11 protein-coding genes are annotated in these 10,830 nt (G+C 27.5%); 2 read left to right on the top strand and 9 right to left on the bottom strand.

Going from position 1 to position 10,830, the window contains the following annotated elements:
* Nucleotides 1-187: 187 nt before the first annotated feature.
* From ABZA65_RS07065 to ABZA65_RS07055, 3 genes are all read right to left on the bottom strand, one after another.
* Nucleotides 188-1,831, bottom strand: coding sequence for a hypothetical protein (locus tag ABZA65_RS07065; protein ID WP_373072085.1), 1,644 nt, complete (start codon nucleotides 1,829-1,831; stop codon nucleotides 188-190).
* On the bottom strand, nucleotides 1,832-3,511 hold the full coding sequence (locus ABZA65_RS07060; RefSeq protein ID WP_373072083.1) for a hypothetical protein: 1,680 nt from the start codon (nucleotides 3,509-3,511) through the stop codon (nucleotides 1,832-1,834).
* 93 nt (nucleotides 3,512-3,604) lie between these two features.
* Nucleotides 3,605-4,051: a DUF6367 family protein gene (locus ABZA65_RS07055; RefSeq protein WP_373072081.1), complete on the bottom strand. Its 447-nt coding sequence runs from the start codon at nucleotides 4,049-4,051 to the stop codon at nucleotides 3,605-3,607.
* A 553-nt stretch (nucleotides 4,052-4,604) separates the two neighbouring features.
* On the opposite strand from ABZA65_RS07055, the gene ABZA65_RS07050 reads away from it, so the two are divergent.
* Both ABZA65_RS07050 and ABZA65_RS07045 read left to right on the top strand, forming a co-directional pair.
* Nucleotides 4,605-5,051 (top strand): hypothetical protein, encoded by a 447-nt coding sequence (locus ABZA65_RS07050; RefSeq protein ID WP_373072079.1) that lies wholly within the window; start codon nucleotides 4,605-4,607, stop codon nucleotides 5,049-5,051.
* Nucleotides 5,039-6,247 (top strand): hypothetical protein, encoded by a 1,209-nt coding sequence (locus ABZA65_RS07045; protein ID WP_373072077.1) that lies wholly within the window; start codon nucleotides 5,039-5,041, stop codon nucleotides 6,245-6,247. The genes ABZA65_RS07050 and ABZA65_RS07045 overlap by 13 nt, the downstream gene beginning before the upstream one ends.
* Before the next feature lie 98 nt (nucleotides 6,248-6,345).
* On the opposite strand, the gene ABZA65_RS07040 is transcribed toward ABZA65_RS07045, so the two are convergent.
* From ABZA65_RS07040 to ABZA65_RS07015, 6 genes are all read right to left on the bottom strand, one after another.
* Entirely contained in the window at nucleotides 6,346-7,026 is a 681-nt protein-coding gene (locus tag ABZA65_RS07040; RefSeq protein ID WP_373072075.1) for a DNA/RNA non-specific endonuclease, read from the bottom strand.
* 46 nt (nucleotides 7,027-7,072) lie between these two features.
* Nucleotides 7,073-7,279 (bottom strand): DUF2905 domain-containing protein, encoded by a 207-nt coding sequence (locus ABZA65_RS07035; protein WP_373072073.1) that lies wholly within the window; start codon nucleotides 7,277-7,279, stop codon nucleotides 7,073-7,075.
* A 5-nt stretch (nucleotides 7,280-7,284) separates the two neighbouring features.
* Nucleotides 7,285-7,458: a hypothetical protein gene (locus ABZA65_RS07030; protein WP_373072071.1), complete on the bottom strand. Its 174-nt coding sequence runs from the start codon at nucleotides 7,456-7,458 to the stop codon at nucleotides 7,285-7,287.
* Between the two features lie 100 nt (nucleotides 7,459-7,558).
* A complete protein-coding gene (locus ABZA65_RS07025; RefSeq protein WP_373072069.1) occupies nucleotides 7,559-7,867 on the bottom strand; it encodes a hypothetical protein in 309 nt (102 codons plus the stop codon).
* A 1,616-nt stretch (nucleotides 7,868-9,483) separates the two neighbouring features.
* Nucleotides 9,484-9,921, bottom strand: a complete 438-nt coding sequence (locus ABZA65_RS07020; RefSeq protein WP_373072067.1) for a hypothetical protein — start codon at nucleotides 9,919-9,921, stop codon at nucleotides 9,484-9,486.
* A complete protein-coding gene (locus tag ABZA65_RS07015; protein WP_373072065.1) occupies nucleotides 9,922-10,827 on the bottom strand; it encodes a hypothetical protein in 906 nt (301 codons plus the stop codon).
* Between the last annotated feature and the right edge of the window lie 3 nt (nucleotides 10,828-10,830).

Raw genomic sequence — 10,830 nt, 5'->3', positions numbered from 1 at the left:
GATGAGATAAATTATTTACAATAACTCCTTAGAGATTGAGGAAATTCACTTATTATACTTTTTGAATACTTTGTGTAACACAGAAAAATTGTAGCACTATTATATGTTCAAAGAATAAGAGATTTAGAAACTTAACGTAGGATCTCACCAATAGCTTGCTGTTCGGTGCTAAGATTTGTTAAAAATTTCATAATATATCTTTGCCATCAATTAAAACATGTGACAATATTGGCATCCTAAAATATCTACTTGAAATAAAGTATAAAATTGGCATTTCTTTATTTTCTAAATTTATTAAATGCTCACTATCTTTTAATTTGTTTATGATACTGCCCATTTCAGAAATATTTTCATATATTTTCATTGGAGCAAATACATGACCACTTTCAATTGATGCACTAGTCTTATAAACATAATTTTCAAGTTCACTATCTGCAAACCAGATTTGTAAGGTTGTTTCTTTATAAATATCTTGAGAAACTTTATACAAATATTTATAGTTTTCAATCAATCCCAATTTAACACACCAAAAAGCAAGTGTTGGAATAAGTGTAGATGTCTTTATATAATCTTTTAAGTCTTTTTTATCTCCTAAGTTACACTCAACTAAGTCATCAAAACTATTTGTATCAATAGGGAAATAGTTGCCTTGATAGTATGCAAATTCTATATGAGATATTATGTTATAAACCCACTCATTAATAAATTCAATTTCATTCCAGAATTCTAAAAAATGCAAAGCTAAAGATATATCAATAATATGTTCATCATAAACTGGATTATATAAACCTTTATGATTTTTGATCATTAGTTTTAAATGTTTATTTATTTCTTCATATTTTGTATAATCAAAATTATCTTCATCTGTATATGCTGATAAATAATATAAGTTCCCATACAATGCAAAAATGCCTAATTGTTCAAATAGGATTAAACTCTCTTGTAAAAAATCATGCCCTCTAAACGATAATCCATTTTCAACTTCAATTAATGGATAGATTTTTTTACAATAATTTTCTATTGTTTGAAAATTTTTTTCATAAACCTTATGTAATATTTTCTTTAAATTTCTTTTTGTCATAAAATTATTGCTATTTAGGAATTCATATATATTTAGAAGCGTCCTCTCTGTAGCTAATAACCCGTGCTTTAAATTATTTTCACTTTGAGACCAATAGACAACAATATTTAAAGATAAATATATTAATCTCAATGCTTTTAATATCTTTTTATCAGACTTTTTTTCTAACTCATTTTTAAATAATATTTCATTTAAAAATTGATAATAATCTCTTAAATCATAGTCAGTATCTCCGATTAATGCTAATGCTTTTCTAAATAGACTTCTTTGTTCTTTTGGAATGATAAATTCATTAAAAATATACTCCTCTATAAGAAGAGCAAGTTTATCTCCTCCCCAAAATTCAAATTTAAGCTTATCTTTTGAATTATTGGTTGTATATTGACCCCATTCCAATTGAATAGTTTGTTCCATATCACCACTAGTAGCTAGAATGATTTTAATAGGTAGATTTTTGTATTTTTCTTCTAAATGTGTATGAATGTAAACATTTAATATACTATCTAAAGATGGTTTAACAGCTTGATCTCCTGTGTTCCAGTCACCTCTAGCAATATTCCCTTGTTTAATAGTAAATATATATACTTCATCATTACTAACTGATACAACATCTACCCCAAATTGGTTAACACCAATTTTTGGTTTACTAATAACTTCATGTCCCATAGCTAATAATAATTCAGGTATTAAACTATCAAGTTCTTTTGATTCTTTCAATAAGCTCAAATACTCTTTTATAATTAATTTCATCTATTGACCTTTTTTAACCATTCTAAAACTGAATCGTTCTAGTTCATGGTCAACAGGGTGGGTTCTAGTCGCGTTTGGCATTGTTACTGAATGACTAAAACTTTGAAGGTACATTACATCACTAAATTTTCCGTCAATTTCAGAGAAAGAACCTTTCCCATACCGAATAAGAATTTTAGAAAACAATGAGGATAAAAAAGAATCTTCTCCTGATTTGTCCATTGCTTTTTGCATGGCTATACTATTAGTTCTTGAAATTATTCTATTTTGTTGAGATGGTGGTGTTAATTCTTTTAATATTGGCAAATTTTTAATTTGTTTATTTCTTTTCTCTAACTCTTCAATGACAATGTCTTTGGCTTGCATTTCATTTTTATTGAGTTTTGAATCTTCTAGTGTTTTGAAATACTCCAATGTATCATAAGAATAGTCTTTTCCAATATGATTTACCAAAACCTCAAAAATTATATTTTTTATATCATCTGAAAGATTCTCTACCGATAACATTGAAAATATTAGAGTATTCATAGTTTTAAATTCATAAAAATAACCAAGTGTTTTTCGACAAACATATAAATAATCGTCTTTATTCCATGTTTGCATTATATCAGCATTGAGTTTTATATCTTTTTGTATTAAATCTACTAAAACTTTATGCAGTTTAGCACTTTCATACACTAAAGATTCTGTAACAAACTTACTAAATAATTTATGTTCATTAAATTCATGTTTAAAAGTACTTAATGTATTTTTTGAAGAAATTGAAGATAGGTTTCCTTTTTCTACCCATTTGTACAAAAAGTCTCTTATAAAATCATAATCATCAAGTTTTAAAAATTCTTTCAATACAGATTCAATATTAAAAATAACATGTTGTTTGTCTATATCCACATCAATGATTGAGTTAAATAGTTCTCTAAACCATTCTTTAGTAATGTGCTTTTTGCTGGCATACATTAAAATTTGAGACAAATTAAATTTAATCTCTATATCGTTATTATCAATATATAAAAGTAATATTTCTGAAAAATATTCACAACCTTTTTCAATTAAATCATAAGAACTATATAATAATGCTCTATCTATTTCAGCATTTGATAGTTTTGCTTTTTCTTTGAAAAGTTCAAAAATTTCTTTTAACTCATCATCAGAAAAGTCGAATAAGTGAATATAAGAAATGGCACATTGTTGTTGAATGATATTGTTAGATTTCAAATAATCTATAATTGTCTTATATTGAGATTCATCATTTGAATTATGTAGTTCAATTAATATAGCTGCAATATGCGGAATAATAAAAGCATTTTCAATAATAACTAATTTTTCAAGCAGTTTTTTAGCTAAAGTCTGATTATTTGACACTAATGATTTTGTTATTTGAAAATGTATAGATGTTCCATTTTCCTTGAAATGAAGTAATTTATAAAATTGTAATATTGTATCAAGGTTCACTTTTGTGTATGGAATAAAATCTATTAAAAGATTGCTTAAATTCCAACTATTAGCATCATTTTCTAATGCTTGGTGAGCTAAATCAAAATAGTCATATTTATCTTTTTCACAATTTCTTTCTATGATAGGAGTATACATATCTTTATCATAATACTGTAAAGCATCGAACAGTTCTATTGAATGATTTTGTAAAATTTTTTCTATATCTTTCTCATCATACTGTTTCATTATAGTTTATGTATTCCTTGCTAAATTGTATTTTAACGTTTGAGTTGAGAAATATTCGAGCCGTAGGGTCAAATATTTCTCTACAATGATTTGTTATAGCTTCACAACAAATCTACAATCAGGTTCTCTACCAATTTGTTGGTTGGTTTCAATACTTTCTAAAATAAATCCAAGTTTAGTTGGAGTATACATTTCTAAAATAATATTATCATCAAGATTTAAAGCTTGTTTTGCAATTTGTTGTACTTTAGGGCTAGAACCCAGTTTTGTATTAAAAGTTTTTTTATCATGTTTAGTTCCATCGTCATTCCATGCAACTTGTTGGGTTTTTGTATTTATATGTTTGTCTTTTGCAATGTGAACATGTAGTTTTTGTGTATGATCAGTAGGTTTGTCAATTCTCATTTGATAACCTTTTTTACCTGAATTTATCCAACGACCTTCTAATAGAAGTAATGAGTCATCCAATAAACTTTCTGGAATATCAACAATTAAATAATCTACATCTGTTTCTTCTAAAAAATCTTTAAAGCCTTGCATATTACTCCTTTGCTATAACTATTTAATCAAATATATTATATACACACTAACTTAAAACAACAAAAATAACTTACATATTAAATGTGTGTTAATTATTAAAAACAGTCAATATATGATAATAATAAGAGAATTAGTAAAGAATATGCAATTTTCTTAAACATATTGTGCGTGTTAAGTCCCATATATAAAAACACACCATAAATATTTGTTAATTGCCTAAAAAACTACATAACATACAAAATGTTGCTTAAGCGAAAAGAATTGATTGAGATGTTACAGTGGATGATTAGAGGTTAGTTCAAGAACCTGTTCATTTTGGAGAGTAAAAAATAACTGTTCAAATATTCAACTATTAATGGAGCAAGCTATATAACATTAGTTTTTGCTCCAAAAGTAAGAGATTGTTGAATTATAGAGTATCTGGTTTATAGGGAACATTCCAATTATATTCTGTAATCCAATTTAGTTACATAACACCACCTTTTTTTTCTAAATAATGTTAAAATTATTATAATTTAAATGTTGAAAAATAATTTACTTGTTAGGGAAGAGTATGCCAGCACCAACTATAGTAGATCAAACTGTCACTACAGAATGTGGTCAGTTATTTAAAACAATTTCTAAACATAGAAATGGTCTTATTGGTAATATATCACGATGGACTATTGCGATTTCAGATGAGTATAATTGTTTTAAAAATGCGTTAGCTTATACAGGGAAAAGAGTAAATCAGTATGATAGTTTAGAATTATGCTGGGGTATACATACTAGTTATGGTTCTTTATCTAAATTAGGTGAAAATAATAACTCTACAAACATTAAATTTGCAAAATTTACAAAACATTCAAACAATAGAGAATGGCATGGGTATCCAGCGGATTATCAATATAATCCCCAAGATGTACCAGAAACATCATTTTTAAAAAAACTAAAGGAAGAAAACTATCTTACTAAAGCAAAGCTTAACAAAATAATACAAGGTAAATCATGCAATCTTTGAAAATTAGAATTGAAGGTGACTATTGGGATTCGTACATTTATATGGGAAGATTATATCTGTGGACATTTGATAATGATTTATTAATAGTAAACTGGGATGATTTAGTTTTATCTAAATTTGATATATATTCGGAAGAGTTTATAAGCGATATATTTAGGCAAAGTCATGCATTTCATAATGAATTTATTTTAAAAATTATGAAGATTAATAGTGTACACAACATTATTTCTAATTTGATGGATAATTATGCAAATAAAGAATTAACCATTAGTATAAACGAACTTAACGAATACTTGTATTCTAAGCAAAAAAGCCCATTTAAATATTTAACTATAGATATGGATATATTTAATAAAAAGATTTATGCAGCAACAGAAGAAGGCTTGTTTAGTTCAACTGCGCATAGAAGTTTAAATGAAAAGTATCTAGTGTCTTCTCGTCCTCAAAAGTTATGGGATAATAAACTTTTTTCAATTAATGCAAGTGGTTTTGGGCAAATATCCTTATCAGGTGGTCAAACAGGGTTATATGAATATAATAATAATATTGATAATATAGTTCCTAATAGTTCAATAGTTGAAAATAACATAATACAAGTATCAAACAAGCATTCTACTTTTTCAAACTATTCTTTTATAAGTTTATATAACAGTTCAACAGTAGAAAGTGCTGAACTTGAACTTTATAGATGGAGTGAAAGGAATAATTTTAATAATGCTAAAAAGTACTTTAGAGAGTACTATAAAAAGTTTACAGAGGAAGAGATATTTGGTCAAAGTAGTACTAATGGATTGTCATGGGGGCTTCAGGACAAAATATATCGTGCAACTTCTAACGGAGGTTTAGAAATTGTTTCATTTGATAATAATAATGAAGATGAGTCTTATTTCTCAAATGTTAAACAAGTCCACTTGCAAGAGTGGAAAGGTAAAGTTGTTGGTGGTGGTGTTTCCCACTTTGGTACCATAATTGAATGTGAGAATGCATTGGTTGTACATCATGATAATAATACATTCACTAATATATCTGGCGCTATTACTAAATGGAGAACATTTCCACGCGCTAAAAATTATTTTAATCAACTACATGTTATTCATGATAATTGTTTGGAAGTACATGCTTTTTATGATGATTGCTTAAATAGAGTTGGCAGTCAAGAATATAAAATTAAATATATAGATAAATACCTTAAATGATTTTCTTTTTTTGGAAAAGATTGATGATTTTTATGAAAAATATTTAAGATAAACTTGCTTTCTCATGTTATGTTACACAAAGAGTAGTTTGTTGAACATTAATATAGACTATTACACTCAACCTCATGATCTTTTAACTTATCACCTCTAGTTTTAAGTCCAATTATATTCTCATAGTAAAAGCAGCGCTCATAGTTTTTCTCTTTATTAAAGATCATCTTCCAAAAGGCTTTAGGTACTGCTACTTTATTTCTACCTATAGTTTTAGGACTGTTAGAATAGATAACACTGTTTAATACACTTACTTTACCAAGTTTAGTTGCTACTAATCTCTCAAGCTTTTCAGCTTTAATCCATGTGTATCTATTTATGTTTTTATATTGTGGAATTACATTAGCCATACTGTAGGTACTTTTAAGAGATTTTTCACTCCAATCAAAAGAAGCATCATTTGCTAAGTGTCCGCGATCCATCTTATATTGGTTTCTTGTGTAGTCACTGTGTTTAGTGCGATAATTTCTAGGTAGCTTTAGTTCATCATAAAATCTAGGTCGCTCTTTGATATTGCCTTTATTTACTTTAGAACCATCTAACACATAGTAAACATAGTTTGCACCTTTTGCTTTATAGTTGTAGCAAATTTCATAATACGTTTTATCTATAATCTGATCACACTGTTTTTTATTGAAAAACTTCTTTATAAACAGTTTTTCTTCTATAGGTATTTGTGCAAATGCTATTGAGATTAAAAGTGGTAGTAGTATTGATAGTTTTTTCATATGTTCCTCTTAGTTTTTTTATTTATTGAACCATTGATGCAGTTAGCTACTTTCCAAAAAATCTAAATATCAAAGATAAGGTAATACTGATAACTATCATGGTAGTTATTGGAAAATAAAAGCTGGTGTTTTCATTTTTATATTTTATATCACCGGGTAAATTACCAATCCAACTAAATGCTCCTGGAATAAATTGCCATATAAGGCCTATAATGAGTAATGCTAATCCTGAGTATATTAGTATTTTATCCATCCTCTTTAACACTTGCTAAGTTTTTTTCTAATTTCTAAATATTTATCAGTAGAGATGGCTTTCTTATCTACATCTGGCATAGAATCCAATTGCAGTTTAAATATATACATAAAAACTACAATAATTGATAAAAATATAATACCAGGATTATTTAGCTGGTCTAACAGTTCTAGTAACATTTTATAAACCTTCGTATTTTTTTGATCTAAAACTAAACCTTCAACATCTTCTTTCTGAGGTTGTAAACATAGATCTTCAACTTAATCAATAAAAGCTTCATTACTTTATTCCATTTTTGTTGAGTTTGTTTCTAGTCCATTTGAGTACATCACTTATTCCATCTTGGTAGTCACCTTCATTTAATGATTTTATATACTCAATTTGTTTAATGATCATGTCTTCAAATTCTACTTTAAGAGCTCTATCTTTTTCATAAAAATAATAAATTAGATCAAGTATATACTCATAGGAAACAATCTTACCTTTTCTATATCTGTCAGATATATCTAAATGCTTATTGTATTTATGTTTTGTAAGCTCTGATAAACAATCTTCACTAAGTTCTTCTAATAGTTTTTTAGTATCCATGATAGAACTTTATTATAAAAAATTTTCTCATATTCAAAATATGTCAAATTGACATTAAAATAATATATTTTGTATTTTGTATTACATCATAAGTAGATTAAAGTTGTAGTATTTTTTCTTCTATAGTTAAAAACAGGCTTTACAAAGCACCTAAAACAGGGATAGTGCATCTAATTAATACTTTTAAAATTATAATTTTTTTTTAATTTTATATCCTATAATAGGGAATCATTTTTTTATAAGTCATTTATCTATGAACTAATTATGCATCTAATTAATACTTTTTTGACATCTAATTAATACTTTTTATAAATATTTTAAAATGATTTATTTTTTTGTATTACTGTTTTGGTTGTTAATGTTAAGCAAATTATTCAATTATTTAATGTCATTGAACAGTGATGACATGGATAAAATAAATTATCAGATATTTTGTGAGAGTTTCGTTCTCTTTAGCTTGTTAAAGTCTTTACTAAAATAGTGACTAAATCATTTTTAAAACAAGTAATAAATTTGTCAAGCTTGAAACATACAAGAAACAACTTACCAGATGTCAAACTTACTTATGCAAACCGCATACTATAAAATTAAAAAATCTTCTTCTCGTTTTATCGTAAAACTTGAGCAAAACGTGTGCTTATAAAAACCAATTAAATGGTCTGAAAAAATAAACTACAGATGACATATTAATGTCACTATTTTTTTGCATTATTTAACTATACACCTATTTGAATCAACTAACCAAATAGTTAAAATTCTTTCAGTGTCTCACAGAAAAATAAAACAACCTTATGAGGTAGGTCAGCACCTGTTGATGTGTTGTTAAAGACCCGGTAAAAGGAAAATGAAAACAACTACGTAATAATAATTGAGGTAAGTCAAAAATTATTTTTCATTTTTCGCATTTTTTTATACTCGCAAAACAAGAACCCAAATATTTAGTAATGATATTCACTACTTTATATTTCGGAAATAAATCCGGAAGGCATTTAAAAAATGCTGCATTATCTGTATAGCCCAATTGCTTTTATTCAGACAAGGTAACCGTGATGTGGTTAAGTCAAAGTTCAACAAGTTTTATATAAATAAAAAATGTAAGTTATATTGTCCCTAGTTTTTATATTGATTGTCAAATTTACAGTAAAAAAGCGCAGCTTTTTCTCTTGAAAAACTCGGGATTTTGAGTTCGCGGCTCACGCGAAATCAAAATCATTATTCGGTTGATTTCGGATTTTTGAAGCGTGTGAACACGCGAAAATGCCGAAATAAACGCGAGTGTAGGTTTTCCTACCCTCGGTCAAGTTCCCGCTTTGCTTTAACTTGACCGATGGCTACTCTAACCATAATATAGTAGCTTAAAAGATTTAGCTTTCTTTATCCTGTTACAGTAATGTGTTACAGTTGTTTCGAGTAAAATTTATCAAACTCAGAGAACTTCCACAATCGCAACTATTCTTAATATTAAACTTGTCAATAGACTTATACAATTTAATAATTAAAATAGAAGGAGTAAATATGCATAAATTTTTTGAAGATTTTTTTTATGGAATTAAAATATCTTTTTACACAGCTATAGCAATTGGTATTTTACAATTAATATATCAACACTACATTAGCTAACTAGATAATTTGTAAGGTTTTATACAATGTTCCTTGCAGAACCTATGTATATACATCTTATTGAATATTGGCTTTTTCTTGCTATTTCTGTATGAATTAGCCACTTTGTATGTGCTCAAATATTTTGCCACTTCTCTGTAACTCATTCCTTCTTTTAGCTTAGCTATCAATTCATCTTTTAAGTTGTATAGTGTGGCGTATCGACTATCATTTTTTAGTTTTTTTTGATGTTTTATCTCTTTTTCTTTCGTAAGATTGGTTTTAGTTTTTGGTGTATATATTGAATTTATAAATGCTGTTAATTTATCAGTTGCGCCATATCTTATAAACAAATCATAGCTATTTACAAGCTTTAAAATCTCTTCCTGAGCTTCACTTTCAGTCATTTTTTGAAGCTTAGAATTTAACTTTTTTATGCTCTTTTTGATCTCCATTTAACTCGCCTTTAGGTAGTGCTTTGTGATATCTGCACGCTTATGACCTAGTTCAAAACTAACTTTTTGAAGTGCTGATCTATATGGCATTTCACGCTGATATTCTGCCATTTTTCTTTGAGCATAGTTGTAACGTAAACCATGTGTTCCATTCCATTTTTCATTGTTTAAACTAACTGCATTTTTCAATTCATTATAATAATTTCGGTACTCTATATTGTATGAGCCATACTTATTTATATGCTTTTCAATCTCTTTATATAACTTTGGCTCGACCCTCACATCTCTTGTAAAACCGCCTTTACCCTGAACGTGTATAGTATTTTTTCCAAGCATATTGTTGGACTTTATCCGTGTTGCTTCATGAACTCTCAAACCATTTTGAACTTGCAATTGTGCAGCTATTTTTAAGTCACCTTCAACAGAAGAAACTATTGAATTAGGATTAGTATATGCCTTATTAACATGCTTAGAACTAACAGCATGTTTATCTATTTCCACTCTTAGTTCTTTCAATTTATCTATACTATAAAGATTATTATGTGCATCTATTTTTTTTGGCATTTTGTCAAGGTTGATTTGTACTTTTTGAAGCAAAGAAATATATGATGAAAGCGAATCCCTTAGTATTCCGTCTTCGATTTTATCTGTGATAAATGTTGAAACAACTTGATTATTTATCTGTTGCATATCTTTTATACCATACACGGTTTTTGCATAAGTAAGAAGCTCTTTTGAGATTCGGATGAACTCTTGTTTTGAGCGAAGTGAATGAATCTTATAAGACATTTTATGTCCAGACATTGCAGAAATACCACTGTTTTCTCTTGAATCTTTTTTAGACACCCCTATTCCATCTGATACCTTCCATAGTTGATTAGCCTGATTGTTTATGCTGCCTTTCATCTA

This window comes from Sulfurimonas sp. (assembly GCF_041583195.1).
Classification (GTDB): Bacteria; Campylobacterota; Campylobacteria; order Campylobacterales; family Sulfurimonadaceae; genus Sulfurimonas.
Note: the sequence above shows the minus strand (reverse complement) of the source record. Positions and strands in the feature narration are given on the sequence as shown.

Excerpts from the sequence above, each read along its gene's own strand:
- ABZA65_RS07040 (WP_373072075.1), bottom strand. The coding sequence starts at position 7,026 with ATGAAAAAACTATCAATACTACTACCACTTTTAATCTCAATAGCATTT.
- ABZA65_RS07060 (WP_373072083.1), bottom strand. The coding sequence starts at position 3,511 with ATGAAACAGTATGATGAGAAAGATATAGAAAAAATTTTACAAAATCAT.
- ABZA65_RS07035 (WP_373072073.1), bottom strand. The coding sequence starts at position 7,279 with ATGGATAAAATACTAATATACTCAGGATTAGCATTACTCATTATAGGC.
- ABZA65_RS07055 (WP_373072081.1), bottom strand. The coding sequence starts at position 4,051 with ATGCAAGGCTTTAAAGATTTTTTAGAAGAAACAGATGTAGATTATTTA.
- ABZA65_RS07030 (WP_373072071.1), bottom strand. The coding sequence starts at position 7,458 with ATGTTACTAGAACTGTTAGACCAGCTAAATAATCCTGGTATTATATTT.
- ABZA65_RS07050 (WP_373072079.1), top strand. The coding sequence starts at position 4,605 with ATGCCAGCACCAACTATAGTAGATCAAACTGTCACTACAGAATGTGGT.
- ABZA65_RS07020 (WP_373072067.1), bottom strand. The coding sequence starts at position 9,921 with ATGGAGATCAAAAAGAGCATAAAAAAGTTAAATTCTAAGCTTCAAAAA.
- ABZA65_RS07045 (WP_373072077.1), top strand. The coding sequence starts at position 5,039 with ATGCAATCTTTGAAAATTAGAATTGAAGGTGACTATTGGGATTCGTAC.
- ABZA65_RS07015 (WP_373072065.1), bottom strand. The coding sequence starts at position 10,827 with ATGAAAGGCAGCATAAACAATCAGGCTAATCAACTATGGAAGGTATCA.
- ABZA65_RS07025 (WP_373072069.1), bottom strand. The coding sequence starts at position 7,867 with ATGGATACTAAAAAACTATTAGAAGAACTTAGTGAAGATTGTTTATCA.
- ABZA65_RS07065 (WP_373072085.1), bottom strand. The coding sequence starts at position 1,831 with ATGAAATTAATTATAAAAGAGTATTTGAGCTTATTGAAAGAATCAAAA.